Raw genomic sequence first — 25479 nt, forward strand, 5'->3', positions numbered from 1 at the left:
GATGTGCATTATACCCATCACTTAATTTTGGCGATGGGAATTACTATTGAGAATAACAATTAAACAGCGAAGGTTATCGCTAGGAATTACATAATGATTGCTTTACTGCGCATGTTTTTGGTCTTGATTTTTGCCATATTGATGTTTGTGTTTGGCTGTGGCTATTGCCTATTTAGCCCAAGAAATCCAAAGCACGTATTTACCTTTGGTCGTTACTTTGGTGCAATGCACCGCGTATTTGGTATCAAGCTAGAGCTTAGACTCCCAGAAGATGCTTATAAGCGAGACCAAGCAACTTATATTGCTAACCATCAAAACTCTTGGGATTTATTTACCGTATCTTCTGCCGTTACGCCAAATGTTGTGACTGTAGGTAAGAAGAGCTTATTGTGGTTGCCTTTATTTGGTCAATTGTACTGGTTAACAGGGAATATCCTGATTGATCGTGCCAACCGTTCTAAAGCTAAAGGCACTATCGATCAAGTGGTCGATAAAATGAAGCAAACGCGTTTATCCGTGTGGATGTTCCCTGAAGGTACTCGTTCTCGTGGTCGAGGCTTATTACCCTTCAAAACGGGTGCTTTTCATACTGCAATTGGTGCTGAAACACCGATTATTCCGATTGTTTGTAGCACCACGCAAGACAAGATAAAACTGAATCGTTGGAATAACGGACATGTAATTATCGAAATGCTACCTGCTGTAGATACTTCTGAATACAGCAAATCAAATGTCCGTAAATTGGCTGAAGTTTGCCGTAACCAAATGGAAGAGAAGCTTAGAAGCTTGGATGAAGAAGTTGATGCAAGAAACGCCGCTGACGGTGTGAAAAACTAAGATTAAGTAACCGCCCAACAGTCGAGCATATAAAACAGCGGACTTGATAGGTTATCTGCTACAGGTTATTGACTATAGGTTATTGATTAAGCTTGGTATCTCGTTCGGAAAATGTGTTACGAAGATAAAATTTAGACATTAAAAAGGCTAGTCAGTGACTAGCCTTTTTACTTACTATTCTAAAACTGATTAAGAGTTTTTAGATTCTACTGGTGCAGGTTTTAAGCCATCGTTGATATCTAAGATATCTTGTTCGCTTAATGTACCCACCGCTTCTTTTAATTGCAGTACGCTGATGATGTAGTTGTAACGAGCATCAGATAGGTTACGTTTTGCTTCAAACACTCGACGAGTGAAATCTAAAACGTCAACCACTGTACGTGAACCAACTTCATAGCCTGTTTCAACAGCAGATAGTGCAGACTCTGCAGAAACTAGAGATTGCTCAAATGCGCGGATAGAACCTATGGTTGCATCAATGTTGTTGTTAGATGCACGTACCGTTTTAACTACTGAACGGTAAGACGCTTCTAAGTCTTCACTCACTGCAACATAGTCATATTCAGCTTGTTTTACCTGAGAGCTAACATTGCCACCCGTATACAATGGTACAGAAAGGTTAATGCCTAGGTTGTATTTAGTGTCATCAACATCAGTACCGCTGATTTCACCATTACCGTAGCCAGCATCAGCATTGAAAGTCAGCGATGGTAGGTGACCAGAGCTTGCTAAACGGATGTTGTCTCTTGCGATATCTTGGTTGATACGAGCTGCCAGTAAGCTAAGGTTTTCTTCCTGAGCTTGTTCAACAAGTGCATCGTTCGTTTTATCTGATTTAGAAGCAGAGAAACGTTTGATATCTAGGATATCTAGATTCTGGTGGCCAGTACCTGTGATTTCACGTAGTGATTCGTAGCTGTTTACTAAAGCGTTTTTTGCGCTTACTTCTTCTGCGAGTACGCTATCGTATTCAGCTTGAGCTTCATGTACGTTAGTGATTGCAGATAGACCAACATCAAAACGTTGTTTTTCTTGATCGAGTTGACGTTCAACTGCGCTTTTCTCGGCTTGAACGAACTCTAAACTGTCTTTTGCTCGTAACACTTCAAAGTAGGCTGTAGCGGTACGCAGAATAAGATCTTGTTGCTTAGCCGCATAAGCAGAGTCTGCTTGGCGTGCTTTCTTCTCTGTAGTTTCAAGAGTAACCCAGCTTGAACGTTGATAAAGCTCTTGGCTTAAGCCAATGCCAGCTTGAACAGCGTTAGTCTTAGTCTTAGTCTTAGTCTTAGTCTTTGCCCCTTTGTAGCCTTCACCATAGTTATAAGAAGCGGTTAGGTTAATTTGAGGAAGCAAGGAACTGCGTGATGAAGTAATCGATTCAAAAGCTGCGTCACGTTGGGCCGCTGAACGTAACAGTTGAGGATCACTCTTTTTCGCTTGATTATAAACATCAGCTAGATTTTCTGCACTGGCTGATACAGACAGACCACACAGAGAAGCTGAGATAAAGATGGACAGCGCTTTCTTCATTGTCGTAACTCTTCCTGCTACTTAAATTTATATTTAATTGATTAGAATATAGGTATTGGTTTGAATTTGAACTGTTTTTACACAATTTTACACAGCATCCTATACAGTATCGTACAGGGTACTACAAAAACCAATAATATGGCTATTGTTACATGTTTTTGTTAAAAAAACACAGTTCATTATCTATTCAGGTAGTATTAATCTTATACATGATAATAGCTAAATATCTTAAAATAGCTTGTCATTCACCCCGTAAAGAGAATGCTTATGTCTAACCCTAGCTCTTACCCGACATTCCACAATAAAGATGTTGAAATTATTGAAAAAAAGACCTTATTTAAGGGTTTTTTCAGCCTGACTCAAGTGACATTTCGTCATCGACTATTTGCCGGGGGGTGGAGTGAAGAGATAGAGCGAGAGCTATTTGAACGCGGACACGCTGTGGCAATGCTGCCTTACGATCCAGTGACAGACCAATTGGTGATGGTGGAACAGATTCGTGTTGGTGCACTTGGTGATGCAAGGCCATGGCAGTTAGAAATTGTGGCAGGAATGTTGGATAAAGAAGGTGAAGACCCAATTGATGTGGCTAAGCGTGAGTCCGTTGAAGAGGCTGGCTTGGCCGTGAAAGCCATTCAACACATCAGCGGTTATTATCCTTCGGCAGGGGGTTGCTCTGAACGTCTAGAATTATATGTTGGGCAGATAGAAGCACCGCTATCCGGTGGTGTTTTTGGTTTAGAGTCGGAAGGTGAAGATATCCGCGTACATGTTCTAAGTAGAGAAGAGGCTTACGAACGAGTGAAAAATGGTACAATTGAGAACGCAGCATCTATCATAACGATTCAGTGGTTGATGTTGAATCATCAACAACTGAGAAAACAATGGTTAATCCAAGAAAAGTAAATTCTGAATATCATGTTGATTTTGCAGGTCTTATGCGTTTGTATGAGACCAATTATGCTAAATTAAATGCCTTGCTTCCTCGCCCTGCAGTGGTGGGAGATAAGCGAACGTATCAAGTGCAAGATCAAGTTTATCAGATTAATATTTTGGAAATTACACGCTATACCACCTTGGTGAACGTTTATCAGTGTGATATACATCCCATTTTTCCACTTCCAAGCATGACGGTACGTCTATATCACGATGCAAGGGTTGCAGAAGTATGTGCAAGTGAAAAAATGAGAATAGTAAATGCACGCCATGATTATCCAAATAAGAAAATGGTGCAAAAAGACGAAAAGCACCAGCTGAATAAATTTCTTGGAGATTGGCTGACATTTTGCTTAAAAATGGGAATTAGTAGAGAGCCCCTGTTATGAGCTCAGCGTATAAATAATATTGGAAAGACTGATTGTGGAACCGCATATAGTTGTGACGGAAGAAACCGTCCAATTACTACAAATTACAGACACACACTTATTCGCTGATGACGAAGGGTGTTTGCTAAGTGTGAATACTGGCTTGAGTTTTCAAGCCGTAGTGGATGATATTGCCGCGCACAACCTACCTTTTGATGCCATTATCGCTACCGGTGACATATCTCAAGATCATTCAGTCGCCTCTTATAAGCGCTTTGCAAACGGCATCAAAAAATTGCTGAAACCTTGTTATTGGTTACCGGGTAATCACGATCTGCAGGCGAATATGGGCAAAGTCTTGCCTTCTGAGCAAATCAATGAAGTCTCGCATGTATTTGCTGGAGACTATTGGCAGTTGATTATGCTCAACAGCCAAGTTGAAGGTTTACCCCATGGCTACCTTGAGCAGCATGAGCTTGATCTGCTTGATGAGAAATTGAGCCAACATCCAGAACGACATACCTTAGTATTGCTACACCATAATTCACTGCCTATTGGTAGTACTTGGCTTGATCAGCATAAACTACAAAAAGCCGACCAATTCTGGAATGTTATAGAAAAACACAGCAATGTACGCGCGGTATTGGGCGGACATGTGCATCAAGATTTTGAACAAGATTGCAATGGCGTCAAAGTCATCGCAACCCCTTCAACTTGTATCCAGTTTAAGGCCAATACCCATGAGTTTGCTTTAGATTCGCTACCTCCGGGTTGGCGTCATCTACAGCTACATAAAGATGGGCGTTTAGAGTCTCAGTTGCATCGTCTTGATGAGGGCTGTTTTGTCCCTGATTTTGATGCGCAAGGCTATTAAATGACAGCGCACAATAAACCCTCTTTATTGCTTTATTTGCACGGCTTTAATAGTTCTCCTCAGTCGCATAAAGCGCAACTAATGAGAGAGTTTTGCCAAAATCACAGACCGGACATTCGCTTTGTAGCTCCGCAGCTGCCTGTGTATCCAGAGCCATGTATTCAAAGCCTGCGCACTTTATGTGATGAACTCAGTGCAGAATATCAAGTGGGCTTAGTCGGAAGCTCGATGGGGGGCTATCTATCCACTTGGCTCAATAAAGAATACGGCTTTAAAGCCGCGTTGATTAATCCTGCGGCAAGACCTTTTGAGTTACTACAAGATTATTTAGGCCCACAGCTAAACCCTTATACCGAAGAAGAGTACATTCTAAAGCAGGAACATGTTGAGCAACTAAGAGCCATTGATGTTCCAGTCATTAGCCAAACTGCAGATTTTTGGCTGTTGCAACAAAAAGGGGATGAAGTCCTCGATTATCGACAAGCTGTAGATAAATTTATAGGGTGCAAACAGACCGTAGAAGAAGACGGCGATCATAGTTTTATAGGGTTTGAGCGCTACCCAAGCGCGATAGTGGAGTTTCTTCAACTCTAATGTAAACCTTACGCTACAATTCATGATGTTTGCTTGATAACTGCACAATTGTCATGCTTTTTTATCTGGAAATCAGTGCAAACTTGACATAACCGCCACTGCGCCAGACTATGTAAAGCATTCAAGTTGTATCACGGTTAATTAACGACCAGAATCAATTCATCTGCCATTGCCGTTTTAACAATTTTAAGCATCTATAAGATTGCCAATTTCTCAATGATGAGAAGCGATGTTTAACAACGCCAAGAGTAAATTTTCAAATTATGACTGAACAATATAACGCTGGGGCGATAGAAGTCTTAAATGGCTTGGAGCCAGTCCGCCGTCGCCCTGGAATGTATACCGATACTGTACGTCCCAACCACCTTGGGCAAGAAGTTATTGATAACAGTGTCGATGAAGCGTTAGCTGGACATGCTTCCAAAATACAGGTCATCTTACATGCCGATCAGTCACTCGAAGTGATTGATGACGGGCGTGGTATGCCTGTGGATATTCACCCTGAAGAGGGGATTTCTGGTGTGGAACTTATTTTATGTAAGCTGCATGCCGGTGGTAAATTCTCCAATAAGAATTACCAATTTTCTGGCGGTTTGCACGGGGTGGGTATTTCGGTTGTAAACGCACTATCGCAACGAGTTGAAGTCAACGTTCGCCGTGATGGACAAGTTTATCAAATCGCTTTTGAAAATGGCGATAAGGTCGAAGAACTCTCCGTTGTTGGTACCTGTGGTAAACGCAACAGCGGTACTAGTGTGCACTTTTGGCCAAACACTAAATATTTTGATTCAGGGAATTTCTCTGTATCAAGGCTGATCAATAACCTGCGTGCCAAAGCCGTACTGTGTCCTGGGCTCGAAATTACCTTGCAAGATAAAGTCAATGGTAAAGAGCACAAGTGGTACTACGAAAGTGGTCTCAAAGACTATCTTGCTGAAGGCGTTAAAGGTTACACAGTTTTACCGGAAACGCCGTTTACCGGTCAGTTTTCTAGTGAGATTGAAGGTGCTGATTGGGCCATTATTTGGCAACCAGAAGGTGGCGAATTAATTACCGAAAGTTACGTGAACTTAATCCCGACCTCACAAGGCGGTACGCACGTAAACGGTTTGCGCCAAGGTTTGCTAGATGCGATGCGTGAGTTTTGTGAATTCCGCAACTTATTACCGCGTGGCGTGAAGCTGACCGGTGATGATATTTTTGATCGCTGCTCTTATGTATTGTCGATCAAAATGCAAGATCCTCAATTTGCCGGACAAACCAAAGAGCGACTCTCTTCTCGTCAATGTGCTTCTTTTGTTTCTGGTGTCATCAAAGATGCCTTTAGCCTGTGGCTGAATGAAACCCCACATATTGCCGAGCAACTGGCAGAGGCGTGTATTGCAAACGCTCATCGCCGTATGCGCGCCAGCAAAAAAGTGGTACGTAAAAAAGTAGCTTCAGGGCCTGCATTGCCAGGTAAATTAACCGATTGTACCGTGCAAGATTTAGCTCGCACCGAACTATTCTTGGTGGAAGGTGACTCGGCGGGAGGCTCAGCTAAACAAGCGAGAGACCGTGAGTTTCAGGCCATCATGCCACTGCGTGGTAAGATTTTGAACACTTGGGAAGTTAGCGCCGATCAAGTGTTAGCTTCACAAGAGGTACATGATATCTCTGTCGCTCTGGGGATAGACCCAGACACTGAAAGCCTAGAAGGCTTACGTTACGGTAAGATCTGTATCCTAGCGGATGCGGACTCGGATGGACTGCATATCGCAACCTTACTTTGTGCTTTGTTTACGCGTCACTTCCGCTCATTGGTAGGGGCAGGTCATGTGTACGTTGCTATGCCGCCACTGTTTAGAATTGATTGCGGTAAAGAGGTTTTTTACGCTCTTGACGAAGAAGAAAAAGATGGTGTTATCGAACGTTTAAGCAGTAAGCGCGCCAAAATCAATGTACAACGATTCAAAGGTCTGGGTGAAATGAACCCATTACAGCTTCGTGAAACCACCATGGATCCCAATACTCGCCGTCTAGTACAGCTCACCATAGATGATGATGAACAGACAATGGAAATGATGGACATGCTATTAGGTAAAAAGCGTGCAGATGATCGCCGTCATTGGTTACAAGACAAAGGCGATATGGCTGAGGTATAAGAATGTCGAACGAGATTACATACGATGGCGTTGAGCAGTTACCGCTGCGCAAATTTACCGAAGACGCCTATTTAAACTATTCAATGTACGTGATCATGGATCGTGCATTGCCTTACATTGGTGATGGTCTAAAGCCGGTACAGCGCCGCATTATTTATGCGATGTCAGAGCTGGGTTTATCCGCTTCATCTAAATATAAAAAATCAGCTCGTACCGTTGGTGACGTACTTGGTAAGTATCACCCACACGGTGATTCAGCGTGTTATGAAGCTATGGTGCTGATGGCGCAACCATTTACCTACCGTTACCCATTGGTAGACGGTCAAGGTAACTGGGGTGCTCCTGATGATCCTAAGTCTTTTGCTGCAATGCGTTATACCGAATCTAAACTGTCTAAGTTTGCTGAGGTATTGCTGGGCGAATTAGGTCAAGGCACAGTGGAATGGCAACCTAACTTTGATGGTTCGATGAAAGAGCCTCAAATGTTACCGGCGCGTCTGCCTCATATCTTACTAAACGGTATTACTGGTATCGCAGTGGGTATGGCAACGGATATTCCGCCACACAACGTCCGTGAAGTAACCAACGCCACTATTGAGTTAATCGAAAATCCGAAAGCTGAGCTAGCGGATGTGATGCAATATGTGCAAGGCCCAGATTACCCGACCGAAGCGGAAATTATTTCCCCAAAAACGGATATCGAGAAAATTTATCGCACTGGCCGTGGCAGTATTAAACTGCGCGCGGTTTGGCATAAAGAAGGCAGTGATGTGGTCATTACTGCATTACCGCACCAAGTATCAGGTTCTAAGTTATTAGAGCAGATCGCCAACCAAATGCGCGCTAAAAAGTTGCCTATGGTTGATGATTTGCGTGATGAATCCGATCACGAGAACCCAACGCGTATTGTTATCGTACCTCGCTCAAATCGAGTGGATTGCGATCAGTTAATGAACCACCTATTTGCCTCAACCGATCTTGAGAAAAACTATCGTGTGAACTTAAACATGATTGGTTTGGACAAGCGTCCGCAGGTAAAAGGTCTTGTTCAAATACTAAAAGAGTGGATTGAGTTCCGCCGTTCAACGGTTCGCCGTCGCTTGCAGTTCCGCTTAGATAAAATCTTAGCTCGTCTACATATCCTTGAAGGTTTGTTAGCAGCGTATCTCAACATTGATGAAGTGATTGAGATTATTCGTACTGAAGACGACCCGAAAGCGGTGTTAATGTCTCGCTTTGAGCTTTCTGCGATTCAAGCGGATGCCATCTTAGATACCAAATTGCGTCAATTGGCGAAGTTGGAAGAATTTAAGATCCGTGGTGAGCAAGAAGAGCTAGAAAAAGAGCGTAAACAACTTGAGTTGCTACTAGGTTCTGAGCGTCGTTTAAACACCTTGCTGAAGAAAGAACTCAAAGCCGATGCTGAGAAATACGGCGATGATCGTCGCTCACCATTAGTGGAACGTGCTGAAGCGCGAGCGCTAACGGAAAAAGACTTACTACCAAACGAGCCAATTACGGTGGTCTTGTCTGAGAAAGGTTGGATTCGTCATGCTAAAGGGCATGAAGTAGACGCATCAACCCTCAATTATAAGTCCGGTGATAAATACTTAACCTCGGCCAAAGGTAAGAGTAATCAACAAGCAATATTCTTAGGTTCTGATGGACGAAGTTACTCATTAGAGTCGCATTCTCTGCCATCGGCGAGAAGCCAAGGTGAACCGATTACCGGCCGTTTAAACCTATCGACTGGTACCAGTATTCGTCAGGTATTAATGGGTGATGATGAACAACTATGGTTAGTTGGTTCTGATGCAGGTTACGGATTTGTGTGTCGTGGTAGCGATTTACTCTCCAAAAACCGCAATGGTAAAGCGTTAGTGAACTTACCGCAAAGTGCTGAAGTCTTAACGCCAAGCCCTATATCAGAGTTAGACCAAGATGAGATCCTTGCGATCACAAACTTAGGTCGTATGCTGATGTTTGCCATTAAAGACTTACCACAACTGAGCAAAGGTAAAGGGAATAAGATCATCAATATTCCTTCAGCGAAAGCTAAGAGTCGTGAAGAGTTTGTCACGCAATTGCTAGCGGTGCCTGCCAATGCCACAGTGACCTTGTACGCAGGCAAACGTAAGTTAGGCTTGAAACCAAGTGATTTGGATAACTTTAGAGGTGAGCGAGGACGTCGCGGCGCTATGTTGCCACGTGGTCTACAGCGCGTCACTGCTATTGAAGTGCAAAGCAACGAGTAAGTTCAGCTTTGATAAGTTATAAAAACGGCCTGCAAATCATTTGCAGGCCGTTTTATTATATATGAATCATTGTGTTGGGGATATTCTTGTGGCGATTATCGAGCACCCTGATTGTGGGTTAAGTGTCGATTATCTTCTCCGATCTTAATCGTCAGTTGTTTTTGTTTGCCGTCTCTTACGATCATGATATTCACTTTAGAACCAGGGCGAGCATCGGTGATGGCATCCATGACGTTTTGACGGTTATCAGCCACCATATCGCCAATTTTAACTATGATGTCTTGTGGCTTTATTCCGCCAACATCTGCCGGGCCTCCAGGCTCAACGCCTAGCACAATAATGCCACCATTAAAGTTGCCAGCTAAAAGGCGATTGGTCATCGAACTAATATCTTGCCCATCGACCCCGATATAGCCACGAATGACTCGCCCATCAGCAATAATTTTGTTCATGATTTTCCACACCAGTTTTTGTGGAATGGCAAACGAAATGCCGTAGGTTTCTAAATCCGTTGCTTGCTGAAAAGAGGCGGTATTAATACCAACAAGCTCTCCTTTAGAGTTAACTAAAGCTCCCCCAGAGTTCCCTTCATTGATTGCTGCGTCAGTTTGAATGAAGGCCTGACGTCCATCATTACTGATGGAAGAACGTCCCGTTGCCGAGATAATGCCAAAAGTGGTGGTTTGCCCTAGGTTATATGGGTTGCCAATGGCTAATACGACATCACCGACTTTTGCTGAATAGTTAGGGTTGAGTGGAATAACCGGAAGATCCGACATCGATATTTGCAGTACCGCAATATCGGTGCGGCGATCTTGCCCTATCAATTGAGCACTGGCGACGCGACCGTCTTGTAGCGCTACAATAACTTGATCGGCACTTGCCACCACATGGTAATTGGTAATGATGTAGCCTTTATCGCTTACGATCACTCCAGAACCTAAACCTTGTGTTTTTAGCTTGCTGCGATCTTCTTCTGAGTATTGGCGACTGTAGATATTGACCACTGCAGGCGCAGCTCGCCTTACCGCCTTATTGAAAGACATAGGGCTAGGGGAGTTTTCGCTTTGACTTTGCTGAGTTGAAGTCGGAATTACTTTACTACGCAGACTAGGAACCACAACAATAACTAAAGCCGCAGCGAGCAATCCAAGTAGAACAGATCGTAATAAGAATCTCAGCATGATGGTCTCAATAAATGATGTGTTAGCGCAAAGCATAACACTCAATTTTAGTGAAGGAAAAGGGAAGCCCGCTAAGCTTCCCTTAAGGTATTAATGGTTTGCTCTAGCGAACAACCACTACCACTTTTCTATTGCCGCGCTGAATGTGTAGCGCAAGGATACCGTCCTGTTTTTCAGCAATTGCTCGGAACTCTCCAAGGTTCGCTACAGGCTGGCGGTTGACCCCAATAATGATATCGCCTTGCTCTATTTGATAAGAGGCTGCTGGCGAGTTTTCGGCAACCGAAGTGACTTTAACGCCTTGGTAGGCATCCGCTTTAGTGGTATTGGTTAAAGCCGCGCCTTTTAGTCCAGCATGAAGCTGTTCAGCTTTAGTCTGCTGCGTCGGAGACTCACCTAAAGTAACATCAAATTTCTTGGTATCGCCATCGCGAATAACCCCAAGAGTCACTTTTTTGCCTGCGCCTAACGTGGCCACTTTAGCGCGAAGTTCACTAAAGGTATCTATGCGTTTGCCGTTGACACTAACGATAACATCGCCTGCTTGTAGGCCAGCTTTATCCGCTGCGCTATCCGGCATCACTTGATTGACGAATGCACCGTGATTTGACTCGTAACCAAGAGCTTCAGCAAGCTCTGTGGTGATTTCTCCACCTTGTACGCCAAGCATGCCTCGTTTCACCTCACCAAATTCAATGATTTGATCGGTAAGGTTGCGAATCATATTGGATGGAATGGCAAAACCAATACCGATATTGCCCCCATTTGGACCTAAAATGGCAGTGTTGATACCAATGAGCTCACCGTTTAGGTTCACTAAAGCGCCACCAGAGTTACCACTGTTAATAGCGGCATCAGTTTGGATGAAGTTTTCAAGGTTATCTAGGTTTAGTCCACTGCGTCCTAGAGCGGATACAATGCCCGATGTGACGGTTTGACCTAGACCAAATGGATTACCTATGGCAACGGTAAAGTCGCCAACTCGCAGGGTGTCAGAGTCCGCAAAGGTGACTTGTGACAAGCCTTTCACTTTTTTGGTGAGTTTTAACAGCGCAATGTCTGACATTTTGTCGCCGCCGATAAGCTCAGCGTCATATTCACGGCCATCGGTAAGCTGCACTTTAATGGTGTCGGCACCATTGATGACGTGATAGTTAGTGACAATACGTCCTTTATCAGCGTCGATGATTACCCCTGAGCCAAGCCCTCTAAATGGGCGCTCTTGAGCTTGTTCGGCTGGAAGTTGGTCGCCAAAAAAGAAGCGAAAACTATCAGGGATCTGCTGTGTAGAGACTTGAGTACCTTCTACTGCAATGCTCACAACAGCAGGAGACACCTGTTCAAGCATAGGTGCAAGACTAGGCAATTCATGATTATCTACCTTTAAAGGTAGAGCTGCACTGGCGTGCAGCGGTGTGATGATTGAGCTTAAGCTTAAGGCTACAACAGATAAAGCAAGCAAAGGTCTTTTCATCATTAACTCCGTTTAGTTGATACTGAAGTTTGAGACATAAAAAAAACGAGCAAGTTCCATATCTAGAGTGATATCTAGAAATTCGATATAGACTTAAGCTTTTGAAAAGGCTTAATTAAGACGCTCTAATTGCTTCAGGGGCATCTAGAATTTCTTTCTTCTCGTCTTTTAACATCCCAGTAGCTCCGTTAGCGTAGTCTTTCGGTGGTACATTGGTTGATGTGCTGTCATCTTCTTTTTTATCTTTTGCTTCAATGTGTTTTGCAAACGGGTTGTCTTGAGTGGGTAGGTTAGGCAGCAAATCATTTGATGTATTTGCCATGTGTTCATACAACTTACGATACTCTTTCCCCATATTTTCCAGTAGCTGAGCTGACTCTGAAAAGTGGTCATTGATGTCTTGTCGTTGTTGCTCTAATGCAAACTTTGAAGTCTCAAGTGCTTTTTGTAGTTCTTTTTGTTTTTTGTATTGAGGCGTAGTGATACGAGAAATAATCACTCCAATGATGATCCCAACGAATAGACTGATGATCGCATAAATCCAAGGCATAGTATTTCCTTTTGTTAATCTGTTAACAATCTAGTTACTGTGTTCTTACACCGAAACATACCTCATGTTACTATGAGAACCTTATCCAATAAAGAATCTAATTGAGTTCATCACCCAAAATGACGCCTTTAGAAAAATATCAGCACGATATCAAGCACCACGGATTTCAGTTTGACCCTAAACAGCATAGGGCAGTTCAAGAATTTAATGACTTGTACGTACGACTGACAGAATTTACTCAAACTTCAAAGACAGCTCCTATAAAAGGTTGGCGCAGTTGGTTTAATAAAGCCGAGCCGGTGACTTCACCTAAAGGGCTGTATATATGGGGCGGGGTGGGGCGAGGCAAAACTTACCTCATGGACAGCTTTTATGACTTATATCCAAATCAACGCAAGATGCGAATGCACTTTCATCGATTTATGCATCGGGTGCACGATGAGCTTAAACAGTTAGAGCAACAAGCGGACCCATTGCAGTTAGTGGCCGATAAATTTAAGAGCGAAGCGGATGTCATTTGTTTTGATGAGTTTTTTGTGTCGGACATTACCGATGCCATGCTGCTTGGCACCTTGTTTCAGGCGCTGTTTGCTCGCAATATCATTTTAGTGGCCACCTCGAATATTCCGCCGCATCTGTTGTATCGCAATGGCTTGCAACGAGCTCGTTTTTTACCCGCCATTGAGTTGATAGAAACGCACTGCCAAGTGTTTGAGCTCGATAGCGACAATGACTTTAGAATGCGAACGCTGCAACAAGCGGAGCTGTATCATTATCCTTGTGATGCTAAGGCTAAGCAAAATCTAAACCGTTACTTTGAGTCATTAAGTACGGCCACAGCCGAAGGCGCGGAAACGGTGCGATGCATCGAAGTGAATCATAGACAGCTAGATGTGATTAATGCGCACAATGGCGTATTGATGGCCAGCTTTACTCAGTTGTGCCAAACCGCGCGAAGCCAAAATGATTATATTGAGCTATCCCATGAATACCACACCGTCCTATTATCGGATGTGCCACAGATGAATGGTGCTAATGATGATGCTGCCAGACGATTTATTGCATTGGTGGATGAATTTTACGAGAGAAAAGTCTGTCTTATTATTACCGCCGCGGTGGCGTTGACTGAGCTGTATGCGGGAGGACGATTAGAATTTGAGTTCCAGCGTTGTGAATCTCGCCTAACAGAAATGCAAAGCAGTGATTATCTATCACAAGAGCATTTAGCTTAAGTGCCATTGCCTATAACTTGAATGCCCGTAGTAGGCTTATATTAGAGTATCGCCGGTGAAAAAACGCTCAAAAACCTGTCGAATAGGATTGCGTTTTTGCTCCGCTTCGGTATAATCCTGCGACCCACCGTTACTGCTGGTGATTTTTATTATTAAAAATTTGCCAAAGAGTGCCACCACTCGAAGGGGTGATGACTGGGCTCTTAGACAGTGGGAGCAACCGCTCCTTATTAGTTTAATTTCAAATTAACGGGTTATTATTAGCATGAAAACATTCGTTGCTAAACCAGAAACTGTAAAACGTGACTGGTATGTTGTAGACGCTGAAGGTAAAACTCTAGGTCGTCTTGCAAGTGAAATCGCTTCTCGCCTACGCGGTAAGCATAAAGCTGAATACACTCCTCATTGTGACACTGGTGATTACATCATCGTTGTTAACGCTGAGAAAGTTGCTGTAACTGGTAACAAGGCTAAAGGTAAAGTGTATTACCGTCACTCTGAATTCCCAGGTGGTCTTAAATCTATCACTTTTGAAAAGTTGATCGATAAGAAACCAGAAATGGTTATCGAACTAGCTGTTAAAGGTATGTTACCACGTGGTCCTCTAGGCCGCGCAATGTACCGTAAGCTAAAAGTATACGCTGGCGCTGAGCACAACCATGCTGCTCAACAACCACAAGTACTAGACATCTAATCGGGGAATATGGAAATGGCAGAGAATCAATACTACGGCACTGGTCGCCGCAAAAGCTCAGCTGCTCGTGTTTTCATCAAACCGGGTGCTGGTAACATCGTAATCAACAAGCGTAGCCTTGATGTTTACTTTGGTCGTGAAACTTCTCGTATGGTTGTTCGTCAACCACTTGAGCTAGTTGAAATGTTAGACAAGCTAGACCTTTACATCACTGTTTCTGGTGGTGGTATTTCTGGTCAAGCTGGCGCTATCCGTCACGGCATTACTCGTGCTCTTATGGAATACGATGAAACTCTACGTCCTGCTCTACGAGCTGCTGGATACGTTACACGTGACGCACGTCAAGTTGAACGTAAGAAAGTTGGTCTACGTAAAGCACGTCGTAAACCACAGTTCTCGAAGCGTTAATCTTTCTTTTACAGAAAGGGCAATGCTCCAACTTTCGAGTTGGAATTGTGTCAAAAAAGCTCGGTATTATACCGGGCTTTTTGTTTTTCTAGCCCCGCAAAAATTTCATTCCGTTTAGTATCACCTTCGTATCCCGCTAACAAGATGTTTCAACTTTACCTCTTTTGTGACCTATGCTCTGATTTGCTTCAGAGATGTTGTAAAAAGGTAGCTTTATCTTGTCTTAAAGTGGTGTTTTCTTTATCATTTCCCCCACAAAAATAGAATCAAAGTTTTACTTTTTAAAGCCGTGCTCTGTTGCAGGGGTAATTCTATCCAAAGGAGCAAATGGGAGAATGTTGGATGAGCAATGCGCCACTAAATAATGGACGTCGCAAGTTTCTAACCGCCACCACGGCCGTGGTAGGTGGATTAGGAGCCGCAGCTGTCGCTGTACCCTTTATCAAATCCTGGAATCCAAGTGCTAGAGCTAAATCAGCTGGCGCTCCGGTTGAATTCGATATCAGTAAATTAGAAGAAGGGCAAATGGCCCGAGTCATCTGGCGTGGACAACCGGTTTGGGTTGTTAAGCGTGGACAGGCTACATTAGACGAACTTGATCAACTCACCGAACAACTGCGTGATCCTGATTCAGTAGAGGAACAACAACCTTCTTACGCACAAAATATTTATCGTTCCTTGAAGCCTGAAATCTTTATCGCTGTAGGTTTGTGTACGCACTTAGGGTGCTCACCAACTTATCTTCCAAATACGTTTAGCGAGCAAGTTAGTGGTGTTAAATCAGGTTTCTTCTGCCCATGTCACGGTTCAAAATTTGATATGGCAGGACGTGTTTTCCAAGGTGTACCTGCGCCTTATAACCTAGCAGTGCCGCCACATATGTATATGGATGACAATCTAATTATAATCGGCGAAGACGAAGGAGAGGCATAATGGAGGCTTTATTAGGCTGGGTTGAAAAACGCATTCCAGCTATGAATACCTATCGTAAACACATGTCAGAGTACCCTCAACCAAAGAACTCAAACTTTTGGTATATCTTCGGTGCTTTGGCGATGTTGGTGTTGGTTAACCAGATTGTGACTGGCATTTGGCTTACCATGAACTATGTGCCATCAGCAGAAGGCGCGTTTGCTTCTGTTGAATACATCATGCGTGATGTGGAGTATGGTTGGTTGCTTCGCTACATGCACTCAACTGGCGCATCTTTCTTCTTCATTGTCGTTTATCTGCATATGTACCGTGGCCTTATTTATGGGTCTTACCAGAAGCCGCGTGAGCTAGTTTGGCTATTTGGCATGTTGTTGTTTGTGGTGCTGATGGCTGAAGCCTTCATGGGTTACATGCTTCCTTGGGGACAAATGTCATACTGGGGTGCTCAGGTAATCATTGGCTTATTTGGCGCAATTCCAGTGATTGGTGATGATCTAACGCTGTGGATTCGTGGTGACTATGTTATCTCTGGCGCAACCCTAAACCGCTTCTTTGCTCTGCACGTTATTGCGTTGCCTATCGTATTGCTACTGCTAGTAGCACTGCATATTTTGGCGTTGCACGAAGTGGGCTCAAACAACCCAGATGGTATTGATACTAAGTTGCCAAAAGGCACTATGGGTGATGATTACGAGTCGGAATTTAAATTCCACGAAGACTACACCAAGAAATACGACATTATAGATTCAATGCCATTCCACCCTTACGGAACGGTGAAAGATCTATTCTATGTGGGTGTGTTCTTGCTGTTCTTTAGCTATGTCTTGTTCTACGCACCTGCCATGGGAGGTTTCTTCCTTGAGCCGCCTAACTTTGAAGTTGCGAACCCACTTAAAACGCCGGAACATATTGCTCCAGTTTGGTATTTCTCTCCAAACTACGCCATTTTACGTGCAATTCCTGACAAGTTGATCGGTTTTGTCTTCTTTGGTGGTTCGATTGTGGTGCTGTTCTTGTTGCCTTGGATTGACCGTTGTAATGTGCGTTCATTCCGCTATAGAAGCCGTGTGCATTTGATCAACTTGATCCAATTTACGATCTCATTTATCGGTCTTGGTGTGCTAGGTACGCTGCCAGCGACAGAGTTGTATACGAATCTATCTCGTTTGTTCAGTCTGGGTTACTTCATGTTCTTCGTAGTGTTGTTTATCTACAGCAAGAATGAAAAGACTAAGACGCTACCGACAAGGATCACCAAATAATGAAAAAGTTATTCATATTATTATTTGCGCTAGTGCCGGCTCTTGGATTCGCAGCAGGCGGAAACTTTGCTCTCGATAAAGCAAACAATGATATTCGAGACAAAGAGTCTTTGCAGCGCGGTGCTCAGACGTATATGAACTACTGTTTTGCCTGTCATTCAACGCAGTATCAACGTTATGAGCGTGTCGCCACTGATCTGGATATTCCAATTGATCTGATGCGTGAAAACCTGATGTTCGATTCTGAAGCGGTCGTTGGGGACTTAATGGTCAACAACATGCCCGCTGAAGATGCCGCAAAATGGTTTGGCGTAGCACCACCAGATTTGACGCTAACGGCGCGCGTACGCGGTGTGGATTGGTTGTACACTTACTTACGTTCATTCTATGAAGATCCAAGTCGTCCATTTGGCGTAAACAATGTGATCTTCCCGAGCGTGGGTATGCCTCATGTTCTGCAAGAGTTGCAAGGCGTGCCACAACCTGTTTTTGAAACTCATATGATTGATGGTCAAGAGCAGCAAGTAGTTGTGGGTGTGAAAGCGGATGCGACGGGAGAGTTAAGTCAAAGCGAATACGATGATACAGTTCGTGACTTAGTGAACTTCCTTGAGTATGCGGGCGACCCTGTGCAAGTTGAACGTGAAAACTTAGGTATCTGGGTATTACTGTTCTTAACAATTTTCACCGCAGTTGGCTACCTACTATATAAAGAATATTGGCGTGATATTCACTAATTGTGATACGATGTAACGCTGATTTCTGAAATGGAGGCATGTCGCCTCCATTCTTATATTTAAATTTACAATACCGGAGGGCTCATGGCTGTAGCTGCCAATAAACGTTCTGTGATGACTCTATTCTCAAGTGCTACTGATATGGCTAGCCATCAGGTACGTATCGTTTTGGCTGAGAAAGGCGTAGCTGTTGAAGTTGAGCTAGTCGACGAAGCGAATTTACCTGCTGAACTTGTAGAATTGAACCCATACAAATCTGTTCCGACCTTAGTGGATCGTGAACTGACTCTTTATGATTCAAAGATTATTATGGAATATCTAGATGAGCGTTTTCCTCATCCACCTTTGATGCCAGTTTACCCAGTTGATCGTGGTAAAAATCGTCTGATGATGTACCGTATTCAACGTAACTGGTACAGCGTAGCAGAGAAAATTATCTCTACTACAGGTGAAGAACAAGAAAAAGCTCGTCAAAAACTGCGCAACGATCTTCTAATGTTGGGTCCTCTATTTGCTGAAAGCGAGTACTTCATGAGTGAAGACTTTAGCTTGATCGATTGTTACCTTGCTCCACTATTGTGGCGTCTACCGACATTTGGTATCGAGCTAACAGGTCCTGGTTCAAAAGAGCTTAAGATCTACATGAACCGCGTATTTGAACGTGATTCATTCCTAGCTTCTCTTACTGAAGCTGAGCGTGAGATGCGTCTAGTTCGTTAATGGATATTTCAACAATGACTCCACGCCGACCTTATTTGCTTCGTGCATTTTATGATTGGTTGGCAGAAAACGATCTCACTCCTCATTTGGTGGTTGACGCCAATATGCCGGGTGTTCGTGTTCCTGAAGAGTACATTCAAGATGGTCAAATCATCTTAAATGTCGCTCCTCGTGCGGTAGGTAACTTAGAAATTGGTAATGAAGCATTAACGTTTCATGCTCGTTTCGGTGGCCGTCCGCATTCAGTTATCGTTCCGATTTATGCAGTACAAGCTATTTATGCTCGTGAGAATGGCGCAGGGACGATGTTTGAACCTGAAGAAGCTTACGAAAATAGCAATATTGAGGCTGAAGAGACACATCTAGCACCTGCTGATTCGTTTTCTGTAGTAGAAGATACAGAAGAAGTTGTGGTTGATGATGAAACATCACCTGAACCTGATGACGAACCGCCTAGACCGAAAGGGCGTCCAAGCTTACGTGTGGTGAAATAGACCTATCGTTAGCTGTTGATGATTGACTCATCTTCAAGAATAATAAAAAGGAGCCGTTTGGCTCCTTTTGTTTTTTATCCGTCCAGCTTTATTCTGCGACGGGTTCTTCAACGATATCATCAGTCCGATCAATGATCACATCACCGCCCATTACCGCATCATCTTCTGCGATGGTGCCATCTTGAGTTGAACTGTCATCTTGAGCCTTATTCCCTTGAACCTCGTTCTCTTGAGAGCTAGCTTCCGTCGTAGGCGCAGCTATGCTTGAAGTCGGTGCATTTTTCACATCATTAGTCGTGGTTGCCACATCGGCGATTTCAAAGCCGCGAATAACCAATTTTACACCGCTTACATTGCGCGCTGTTTCGGTAGCGATATCAGCACTTTTAGGGTCAACATAGCCAAATAAAAACACTTCGCGATTTTCTGTCACAACCTTAATCGAGATGCCTCTCAGCTTACTTTCACTGAGTAGTGCCGATTTTACCTTGGTCGTGATCCAACTATCTTGGCTCATTTGCGATAAATTAATGGTCGGTTGAATGCGCAGTTGGTTATACACCTTTTTGACACCTGGTATATCAGCAACACGCTTGCCGATCTGTTGTTGCAGTTCTTCGGTAGGGGCTTGTCCTATCAAAACGACTTTGCCTCTAAATGAATTTGCGGCTACGCGAACTTTACCTGCAAAAGGGGCTTTATTGCCTAGGGCGGCTGCTTCAAATTCAATATTGTTATCATCCCACACTTCACGAGCAGAACGATTGTCAGTGACGACTGAGGCATCGCTGACCAACATATTTGAGCAGCCAGCGGTCATCAAACATGCCATCAAAGTGATGGTGTATAAAAAGGGTTTCCGAGTGTACAACATGGATGGAGATCCTCACTGGTATAAAATATTACTCAACGTGTTCGGGGAATAATACTTGATCGATAAGGTCACATAGACAGTGCAATGTCAGCATATGCATTTCATGAATGCGTGCCGTTCTATTGGAAGGGATACGAATTTCTACGTCATGTTCACCAAGTAGGCCTGCCATTTCGCCGCCATCTTTACCGGTAAGGGCAATGATAGTCATGTCTCTTGTTACCGCCGCTTCCATGGCTTTAATGATGTTTTTGCTGTTACCACTGGTGGATAGAGCAAGCAAAATATCGCCTTGTTGACCGATAGCTCGAACTTGCTTTGAAAACACTTCTTGGTAGTGATAGTCGTTGGCAATCGCGGTTAAGGTAGTCATGTCTGCCCCTAATGTCATTGCTGGCAGGCTCGGTCGTTCCGTTTCAAATCGATTTAATAGGCTAGCGGCAAACTGTTGTGAGTTGGCGCTTGAGCCTCCGTTACCACAACAAAGAATTTTCTTACCGTTCAGTAGAGTGCTAACCATAGCTTGCGCAGCATGAGTAATAGCATCAGGCAATTCTTCTGCGGCTGCGATTTGAATTTGTATGCTTTCAGTAAAGCTCGCTTTTATGCTCTCGTGCATATTTATCCTTCAACAATTGCGTTTTGTATCCATTCAACTTTCTCACGGTCGCTACTTAAAGAGATGACATCAAATCGAAAGTAAGTATCACTAGGAGACAAGTTATTTTTTATCAGCCACAACATAGCAGTTTTCTTTAGTTTTGACTGCTTTGAATGAGAAACCGCATCAACGCCGCTTCCATAATATTGTTGCTTTCGGTATTTGACCTCAACAAAGACAAATTCTCGTTTGTCTTGCATGATGAGGTCTATTTCACCACATTTGGCGTGGAAATTTTTCTCAATAAAAGTGAGGCCTTGCTTCGCGAGGTATCGCTGCGCCTTGGCCTCATATTGATGTCCTATTGCCAGCTTATTGAGCAGACTCATATTCAGCCCAGCTTAACTGGCGTTGTACAACACAACGATCATCAATGCTAAGGACACCGGTTTGCCCTTTAATTGAATGACTTGGACTTACCTTCATATTTGGCAGAGCATTGATCAGACTATAAGCGTCCATACCCAGTGCGTGTAGCCTTTTTTGTTGGTTGTTTGATTTGCTCCAAATGCTTTGCATTTGTGCATTCAATTCTGCATTTGGCTCCGTTAGCATCGGAATATCGCTGTAAATAACGCCAGATAAGTTCTGCGAAGCACGCTTCACGCCAGTATTGCTGAGTGAGTTCGCATACAGTTTTGGCGGCGTTGCTTCTGGGTTAATGGCGACATTGATAAATGGTTTAATCAAGTTCAGCTCAGAATCCCCTGCTACGATATACACAGCGTCGATATCTCGGCGAGAACGTTCTTCTGATTCCATTTCTGTGTGCATAAGATTGTTCATTTGTGCAATACGTCGTTGGCTTGCTTGTAGGCCAAACACACTGTTTACAGCACGCTGTAGCTGATTTTTAGAGCTGAAGTAAGAGACGGCACTTTTAGTGTCGTTATTTTTGCTCCACTCGGCTTTAAATGCATCTGCCATGCGTCGACCATAGCTACCGCTTGGTGCGATCAAAAGTGGGTATTTAGCGCCTGTCTCTGCTAAGTGTCTGGCTGCTTCTTCTGCTTCTTGCTCTGGTGATAGAGTGATGTAACAGAAATCGGTACCGTCTAGAATATCTTTAGGGAAATTCAATGCCAGCATAGGGATAGGGCTAGAGCTATTTTGTTGCGCTTCTTGCAACTCTTCAATGGTATTACGCATTAGCGGTCCAACAATGAAATCGACATCTTGCGCTTCGAGTTGTTGCTGGATTTGCGAGGTGTTGTTTTTGTTGCTGTCGATAACCACATATTCGGTCTCAGGAAGACGTGCTTCATCGTGCATCATTGCAAACACAAAGCCATCTCTGATCACGCTTGCTTGCTTAGCAAATTTACCGCTAAGAGGAAGAATTAACGCCGTTTTGTTTGGCTGGACAATTTCTAGAGCCAGAATGTCTTTAATTTCTTGTGGGGTGTATAAAGCCGCTGGGTGGTGAACATTGTTATCAATCCAATCTTGGAATGACTTTTGTAGTTTTGGCAAATTATGATTATACGTTTGGTTAAACATGGCCAGTTCACGCCAACCTAGCAGTTCAGGCTCAGTTTCAGCGATCGGCATTGCTTTAAGCTCATCGGCACTGACGCTGTTCATTAAGGCCCAAATTTGGTCTACGTTTTGTTGCTGTTGATCTTCTGTTAGAAAATCAGCAAGCATCACTTGCTCTCGCGCTGCATTTAAAGGTTGATATAAAGCTTGGTAGATATCAGAACGAAGTTTGTAGTAGTGTTGCCACTGAGATTTATCTAGGCGCCACTCATTACGGAAGTTCAATTGTTTGATAGCATCCGTTGGTTGATTATTATTTAGCAGTAATTGAGCTCGCGCTAATTGCCATTCAGCTTGTTGGGTCTCACTCATGTTTTGTTGAGCCAAACGCTGAATGATTCGGTTTGCTAAGCCGGTATTATTTTCAGATACCGAAGCTTTTAGGGACAGGATAAGCCAATCTATTTGTTCTGAACCATCAGAGCTATCCGCTTTGATCAGGTAGTACTCAGAGGTTTGAGTCGGTTGATTAAGAATATTGGATTGTTGCGCAACTTCTGGATCAGAGGGTGGGCTCGAACAAGCTGCAAGAAGCACAGACAATGCAATGGGAGTAAGAATGCGTGATACACTGTATCCAGATCGATTTTTTTGCGCCATGAGTTCTTTAAATTATTGTGGATTAATTACTTCTATATTAATCCCTCAAGTGACGGTAAACAAATGACAGATAACAATTCTTTTAATTCTTCGCCTGCAATTCTCTATATCGTCCCTACTCCAATAGGAAATTTGGCTGATATTACTCAACGCGCCGTCGAAGTTTTAAGCAGTGTAGACCTTATTGCAGCTGAGGATACACGTCATACGGGGCGATTGCTTTCTCATCTAAATATCGGCACACGTACTTTTGCCTTGCATGATCATAATGAACAACAAAAAGCGCAAGTATTAGTCGAAAAACTATTAGAAGGGCAGTCCATAGCCTTAGTTTCGGATGCTGGAACCCCATTAATTAGCGATCCTGGTTATCATTTGGTCAATCAATGCCGTAAAGCGGGTGTACAGGTTGTGCCTCTGCCGGGTGCTTGTGCGGTAATCACGGCTTTGAGTGCATCTGGCTTGCCGTCTGATCGTTTTAGCTTTGAAGGGTTTTTGCCACCGAAGAGCAAAGGGCGTAAAGATCGCTTTTTAGAGCTAGCGAAAGTAGAACGTACTTGTATTTTTTATGAGTCGCCGCATCGCATCATGGATTCACTAGCAGATATGCTAGATGTACTTGGCGCAGAGCGTCAGGTGGTATTGGCAAGAGAGCTGACGAAAACCTTTGAAACCATTCAAGGCTTGCCGTTAGGTGAACTTATCCCATGGCTTGAAGAAGACGCGAATCGCATTCGTGGTGAAATGGTGATCTTAGTTCACGGTCATCGCGAAGATAGCAATGATGAGTTGCCAGATGAAGCGCGTCGTACTTTGGCTATTTTGACCAAAGAGCTGCCGCTTAAAAAAGCCGCCGCATTAACAGCTGAAATCTACAACCTGAAAAAGAACGCTTTATACAAGTGGGGCTTGGAGCATTTAGACTAAGCGTTATCCCTTAACGACTTTGTTTACGCCGCGTTTTTATTTGAATAGACATCTGTGATCTTTGTCAGTACAATCCGCTCCGGAGCTAACCAGATAGTCGCTGCTTCGTTGATGTCCTTAGGGAGACTGACGGAGGGGAGGAAAGTCCGGGCTTCATAGAGCAGGGTGCCAGGTAACGCCTGGGGGGCGCAAGCCCACGACAAGTGCAGCAGAGAGAAAACCGCCGATGGCCTTCGGGCACAGGTAAGGGTGAAAGGGTGCGGTAAGAGCGCACCGTGCGGTTGGTAACAGTCCGTAGCAAGGTAAACTCCACCCGAAGCAAGACCAAATAGGCTCCCACGCTGCGTTGCTCGCGTAAGGGAGCGGGTAGGTTGCTTGAGCCAGTGAGCGATTGCTGGCCTAGACGAATGGCTATCACCGCGCAAGCGGATACAGAACCCGGCTTATAGGTATGCTCCACCTTTAAAAAGAAGCCCCGCCATTATGGCGGGGCTTTTTGCTTATTTGTACGAGAGATAAATGCTCGAAGTTGCATGTGCTAGAAGATGCGCTCACCTCTTATTCAATAAATTTGTGCAAGTCATTGCACGATTTGTTTAATAATTTGGTGAATTTGTTGACTAACGCTGACTAAACCGGACTATTTCAGTACACTAATTCATAGTTATTTAATTAAATCGAGCCTTTGTAATGAGCGAAGCTTTTAAACACGTCTCCGTCTTGCTAGAAGAATCCATTGATGGTTTAAACATTAAACCGGATGGCACCTATATAGATGGTACTTTTGGTCGCGGTGGTCACAGTCGCACCATACTCTCTCGACTGGGTGAAAATGGTCGCTTGTTTAGCATCGATAGAGATCCGCAAGCCATTGCTGAAGCCGCAAAAATTGATGATCCTCGATTTACTATTATCCATGGTCCATTTTCTGGCATGGAAGAGTACGCCAAACAAAGAGACCTAGTGGGTCAAGTCGATGGTGTTCTGTTAGACCTAGGTGTTTCGTCACCGCAACTTGATGATGCTGAACGTGGTTTTAGCTTCATGAAAGATGGCCCGCTGGATATGCGTATGGACCCAACTTCGGGGATTCCTGTTTCAAAATGGTTGATGGAAGCGGATATCGAAGATATTACTTGGGTTATTCGTGAGTTTGGCGAAGACAAGCACGCTTGGCGCATTGCTAAAGCGATAGTTGCGTATCGTGACAACGAAGAAAACGAACCTTTACTACGTACCGGTCAATTGGCGAAACTTATCTCCGATGCTGCGCCAAAGAGTTTTAAAGAGAAAAAACACCCTGCTACTCGTTCTTTCCAAGCATTTCGTATTTATATTAATAGTGAACTTGATGAAATTGCCACAGCATTAAATGGGGCAAAAAACATCTTAGCGCCTGAAGGCCGCTTGTCAGTTATTAGCTTCCACTCTTTAGAAGATAGAATGGTAAAACAGTTTATCCGCAAAGAGAGTCGTGGACCGCAAGTTCCGCATGGTATTCCGATGACCGAGGAGCAGATCCGCGCACTGGGTAGTGCGGATATGAAGCCTGTCGGTAAAGCGATTAAACCGTCAGTTTCAGAGCTAGATATTAATATTAGAGCCAGAAGCTCAGTGCTAAGGATTGCTGAAAAACTATGAACGAATTAGAG

Annotated in this window: 25 protein-coding genes and 1 other RNA gene; 18 read left to right on the top strand and 8 right to left on the bottom strand. The window is 43.8% G+C overall.

What is annotated here, in order from left to right; all coding sequences use genetic code 11:
* Positions 1–93: 93 nt before the first annotated feature.
* The gene (locus QV280_RS01795; protein WP_152821349.1) at positions 94–837 is read left to right on the top strand and encodes a 1-acylglycerol-3-phosphate O-acyltransferase; all 744 of its coding nucleotides are present in this window, start codon (positions 94–96) and stop codon (positions 835–837) included.
* Between the two features lie 189 nt (positions 838–1026).
* On the opposite strand, the gene tolC is transcribed toward QV280_RS01795, so the two are convergent.
* Entirely contained in the window at positions 1027–2367 is a 1341-nt protein-coding gene (gene tolC, locus QV280_RS01800) for an outer membrane channel protein TolC (RefSeq protein WP_152821347.1), read from the bottom strand.
* Between the two features lie 267 nt (positions 2368–2634).
* Here tolC and nudF point away from each other — a divergent pair, with 267 nt between their 5' ends.
* The 6 genes from nudF to parC all read left to right on the top strand — a co-directional run bounded on the left by nudF (position 2635) and on the right by parC (position 9538).
* Positions 2635–3273, top strand: coding sequence for an ADP-ribose diphosphatase (gene nudF / locus QV280_RS01805; RefSeq protein ID WP_023402587.1), 639 nt, complete (start codon positions 2635–2637; stop codon positions 3271–3273).
* Complete coding sequence (locus QV280_RS01810) at positions 3252–3692, top strand: DUF1249 family protein (protein ID WP_152821345.1); 441 nt, start codon at positions 3252–3254, stop codon at positions 3690–3692. The genes nudF and QV280_RS01810 overlap by 22 nt, the downstream gene beginning before the upstream one ends.
* Positions 3693–3726: 34 nt before the next feature.
* Positions 3727–4545, top strand: a complete 819-nt coding sequence (cpdA, locus tag QV280_RS01815) for a 3',5'-cyclic-AMP phosphodiesterase (protein ID WP_367869598.1) — start codon at positions 3727–3729, stop codon at positions 4543–4545.
* Positions 4546–5139 carry an esterase YqiA gene (gene yqiA, locus QV280_RS01820; RefSeq protein ID WP_152821343.1) on the top strand — a complete coding sequence of 198 codons (594 nt, stop codon included), beginning with the start codon at positions 4546–4548 and terminating at the stop codon, positions 5137–5139.
* 263 nt (positions 5140–5402) lie between these two features.
* On the top strand, positions 5403–7283 hold the full coding sequence (parE, locus tag QV280_RS01825; protein WP_152821341.1) for a DNA topoisomerase IV subunit B: 1881 nt from the start codon (positions 5403–5405) through the stop codon (positions 7281–7283).
* Positions 7284–7285: 2 nt separating this feature from the next.
* On the top strand, positions 7286–9538 hold the full coding sequence (parC, locus tag QV280_RS01830; RefSeq protein ID WP_152821339.1) for a DNA topoisomerase IV subunit A: 2253 nt from the start codon (positions 7286–7288) through the stop codon (positions 9536–9538).
* 95 nt (positions 9539–9633) lie between these two features.
* On the opposite strand, the gene degS is transcribed toward parC, so the two are convergent.
* From degS to zapG, 3 genes are all read right to left on the bottom strand, one after another.
* Positions 9634–10722, bottom strand: a complete 1089-nt coding sequence (gene degS, locus QV280_RS01835) for an outer membrane-stress sensor serine endopeptidase DegS (protein WP_023402593.1) — start codon at positions 10720–10722, stop codon at positions 9634–9636.
* Between the two features lie 103 nt (positions 10723–10825).
* Positions 10826–12196 carry a DegQ family serine endoprotease gene (locus tag QV280_RS01840; RefSeq protein ID WP_152821497.1) on the bottom strand — a complete coding sequence of 457 codons (1371 nt, stop codon included), beginning with the start codon at positions 12194–12196 and terminating at the stop codon, positions 10826–10828.
* A 115-nt stretch (positions 12197–12311) separates the two neighbouring features.
* Positions 12312–12746 (bottom strand): Z-ring associated protein ZapG, encoded by a 435-nt coding sequence (zapG, locus tag QV280_RS01845; RefSeq protein WP_023402595.1) that lies wholly within the window; start codon positions 12744–12746, stop codon positions 12312–12314.
* 119 nt (positions 12747–12865) lie between these two features.
* Here zapG and zapE point away from each other — a divergent pair, with 119 nt between their 5' ends.
* The 8 genes from zapE (at position 12866) to sspB (ending at position 19226) form a co-directional block, all read left to right on the top strand.
* The gene (gene zapE, locus QV280_RS01850; RefSeq protein WP_023402596.1) at positions 12866–13978 is read left to right on the top strand and encodes a cell division protein ZapE; all 1113 of its coding nucleotides are present in this window, start codon (positions 12866–12868) and stop codon (positions 13976–13978) included.
* Between the two features lie 265 nt (positions 13979–14243).
* Positions 14244–14672, top strand: coding sequence for a 50S ribosomal protein L13 (rplM, locus tag QV280_RS01855; RefSeq protein WP_021714364.1), 429 nt, complete (start codon positions 14244–14246; stop codon positions 14670–14672).
* A 15-nt stretch (positions 14673–14687) separates the two neighbouring features.
* Positions 14688–15080, top strand: coding sequence for a 30S ribosomal protein S9 (gene rpsI / locus QV280_RS01860; protein ID WP_017026825.1), 393 nt, complete (start codon positions 14688–14690; stop codon positions 15078–15080).
* A 342-nt stretch (positions 15081–15422) separates the two neighbouring features.
* On the top strand, positions 15423–16013 hold the full coding sequence (petA, locus tag QV280_RS01865; protein WP_039969944.1) for a ubiquinol-cytochrome c reductase iron-sulfur subunit: 591 nt from the start codon (positions 15423–15425) through the stop codon (positions 16011–16013).
* Entirely contained in the window at positions 16013–17275 is a 1263-nt protein-coding gene (locus QV280_RS01870; protein WP_023402598.1) for a cytochrome b, read from the top strand. Before petA ends, QV280_RS01870 begins: the two co-directional genes overlap by 1 nt.
* Entirely contained in the window at positions 17275–18012 is a 738-nt protein-coding gene (locus QV280_RS01875) for a cytochrome c1 (protein ID WP_023402599.1), read from the top strand. The genes QV280_RS01870 and QV280_RS01875 overlap by 1 nt, the downstream gene beginning before the upstream one ends.
* A gap of 84 nt (positions 18013–18096) precedes the next feature.
* Positions 18097–18732, top strand: coding sequence for a stringent starvation protein SspA (gene sspA / locus QV280_RS01880; RefSeq protein WP_021714369.1), 636 nt, complete (start codon positions 18097–18099; stop codon positions 18730–18732).
* Entirely contained in the window at positions 18732–19226 is a 495-nt protein-coding gene (sspB, locus tag QV280_RS01885) for a ClpXP protease specificity-enhancing factor (protein ID WP_023402600.1), read from the top strand. The genes sspA and sspB overlap by 1 nt, the downstream gene beginning before the upstream one ends.
* 88 nt (positions 19227–19314) lie before the next feature.
* On the opposite strand, the gene QV280_RS01890 is transcribed toward sspB, so the two are convergent.
* Genes QV280_RS01890 through QV280_RS01905 form a run of 4 tightly spaced genes read right to left on the bottom strand, consistent with a single transcriptional unit; the run spans position 19315 to position 22900 of the window.
* Positions 19315–20100, bottom strand: a complete 786-nt coding sequence (locus tag QV280_RS01890; RefSeq protein WP_152821336.1) for a BON domain-containing protein — start codon at positions 20098–20100, stop codon at positions 19315–19317.
* 28 nt (positions 20101–20128) lie between these two features.
* Positions 20129–20719, bottom strand: coding sequence for a phosphoheptose isomerase (locus QV280_RS01895; RefSeq protein WP_023402602.1), 591 nt, complete (start codon positions 20717–20719; stop codon positions 20129–20131).
* A 2-nt stretch (positions 20720–20721) separates the two neighbouring features.
* Positions 20722–21090 carry a YraN family protein gene (locus QV280_RS01900; RefSeq protein WP_152821333.1) on the bottom strand — a complete coding sequence of 123 codons (369 nt, stop codon included), beginning with the start codon at positions 21088–21090 and terminating at the stop codon, positions 20722–20724.
* Positions 21074–22900 carry a penicillin-binding protein activator gene (locus tag QV280_RS01905; RefSeq protein WP_152821331.1) on the bottom strand — a complete coding sequence of 609 codons (1827 nt, stop codon included), beginning with the start codon at positions 22898–22900 and terminating at the stop codon, positions 21074–21076. Before QV280_RS01905 ends, QV280_RS01900 begins: the two co-directional genes overlap by 17 nt.
* 63 nt (positions 22901–22963) lie before the next feature.
* Here QV280_RS01905 and rsmI point away from each other — a divergent pair, with 63 nt between their 5' ends.
* The 3 genes from rsmI to rsmH all read left to right on the top strand — a co-directional run bounded on the left by rsmI (position 22964) and on the right by rsmH (position 25468).
* On the top strand, positions 22964–23827 hold the full coding sequence (rsmI, locus tag QV280_RS01910; RefSeq protein ID WP_152821329.1) for a 16S rRNA (cytidine(1402)-2'-O)-methyltransferase: 864 nt from the start codon (positions 22964–22966) through the stop codon (positions 23825–23827).
* 81 nt (positions 23828–23908) lie between these two features.
* Positions 23909–24289, top strand: an RNA gene (rnpB, locus tag QV280_RS01915) — RNase P RNA component class A.
* A 228-nt stretch (positions 24290–24517) separates the two neighbouring features.
* Positions 24518–25468 (top strand): 16S rRNA (cytosine(1402)-N(4))-methyltransferase RsmH, encoded by a 951-nt coding sequence (gene rsmH / locus QV280_RS01920; protein ID WP_023402606.1) that lies wholly within the window; start codon positions 24518–24520, stop codon positions 25466–25468.
* Positions 25469–25479 lie beyond the last annotated feature (11 nt).

It is taken from the genome of Vibrio sp. B1Z05, from assembly GCF_052955985.1.

What these genes read in the sequence shown, in the direction of transcription:
- QV280_RS01795 (WP_152821349.1), top strand. Translation starts at nt 94, where the DNA reads ATGATTGCTTTACTGCGCATGTTTTTGGTCTTGATTTTTGCCATATTG.
- tolC (WP_152821347.1), bottom strand. Translation starts at nt 2,367, where the DNA reads ATGAAGAAAGCGCTGTCCATCTTTATCTCAGCTTCTCTGTGTGGTCTG.
- nudF (WP_023402587.1), top strand. Translation starts at nt 2,635, where the DNA reads ATGTCTAACCCTAGCTCTTACCCGACATTCCACAATAAAGATGTTGAA.
- QV280_RS01810 (WP_152821345.1), top strand. Translation starts at nt 3,252, where the DNA reads ATGGTTAATCCAAGAAAAGTAAATTCTGAATATCATGTTGATTTTGCA.
- yqiA (WP_152821343.1), top strand. Translation starts at nt 4,546, where the DNA reads ATGACAGCGCACAATAAACCCTCTTTATTGCTTTATTTGCACGGCTTT.
- parE (WP_152821341.1), top strand. Translation starts at nt 5,403, where the DNA reads ATGACTGAACAATATAACGCTGGGGCGATAGAAGTCTTAAATGGCTTG.
- parC (WP_152821339.1), top strand. Translation starts at nt 7,286, where the DNA reads ATGTCGAACGAGATTACATACGATGGCGTTGAGCAGTTACCGCTGCGC.
- degS (WP_023402593.1), bottom strand. Translation starts at nt 10,722, where the DNA reads ATGCTGAGATTCTTATTACGATCTGTTCTACTTGGATTGCTCGCTGCG.
- QV280_RS01840 (WP_152821497.1), bottom strand. Translation starts at nt 12,196, where the DNA reads ATGAAAAGACCTTTGCTTGCTTTATCTGTTGTAGCCTTAAGCTTAAGC.
- zapG (WP_023402595.1), bottom strand. Translation starts at nt 12,746, where the DNA reads ATGCCTTGGATTTATGCGATCATCAGTCTATTCGTTGGGATCATCATT.
- zapE (WP_023402596.1), top strand. Translation starts at nt 12,866, where the DNA reads ATGACGCCTTTAGAAAAATATCAGCACGATATCAAGCACCACGGATTT.
- rplM (WP_021714364.1), top strand. Translation starts at nt 14,244, where the DNA reads ATGAAAACATTCGTTGCTAAACCAGAAACTGTAAAACGTGACTGGTAT.
- rpsI (WP_017026825.1), top strand. Translation starts at nt 14,688, where the DNA reads ATGGCAGAGAATCAATACTACGGCACTGGTCGCCGCAAAAGCTCAGCT.
- petA (WP_039969944.1), top strand. Translation starts at nt 15,423, where the DNA reads ATGAGCAATGCGCCACTAAATAATGGACGTCGCAAGTTTCTAACCGCC.
- QV280_RS01870 (WP_023402598.1), top strand. Translation starts at nt 16,013, where the DNA reads ATGGAGGCTTTATTAGGCTGGGTTGAAAAACGCATTCCAGCTATGAAT.
- QV280_RS01875 (WP_023402599.1), top strand. Translation starts at nt 17,275, where the DNA reads ATGAAAAAGTTATTCATATTATTATTTGCGCTAGTGCCGGCTCTTGGA.
- sspA (WP_021714369.1), top strand. Translation starts at nt 18,097, where the DNA reads ATGGCTGTAGCTGCCAATAAACGTTCTGTGATGACTCTATTCTCAAGT.
- sspB (WP_023402600.1), top strand. Translation starts at nt 18,732, where the DNA reads ATGGATATTTCAACAATGACTCCACGCCGACCTTATTTGCTTCGTGCA.
- QV280_RS01890 (WP_152821336.1), bottom strand. Translation starts at nt 20,100, where the DNA reads ATGTTGTACACTCGGAAACCCTTTTTATACACCATCACTTTGATGGCA.
- QV280_RS01895 (WP_023402602.1), bottom strand. Translation starts at nt 20,719, where the DNA reads ATGCACGAGAGCATAAAAGCGAGCTTTACTGAAAGCATACAAATTCAA.
- QV280_RS01900 (WP_152821333.1), bottom strand. Translation starts at nt 21,090, where the DNA reads ATGAGTCTGCTCAATAAGCTGGCAATAGGACATCAATATGAGGCCAAG.
- QV280_RS01905 (WP_152821331.1), bottom strand. Translation starts at nt 22,900, where the DNA reads ATGGCGCAAAAAAATCGATCTGGATACAGTGTATCACGCATTCTTACT.
- rsmI (WP_152821329.1), top strand. Translation starts at nt 22,964, where the DNA reads ATGACAGATAACAATTCTTTTAATTCTTCGCCTGCAATTCTCTATATC.
- rsmH (WP_023402606.1), top strand. Translation starts at nt 24,518, where the DNA reads ATGAGCGAAGCTTTTAAACACGTCTCCGTCTTGCTAGAAGAATCCATT.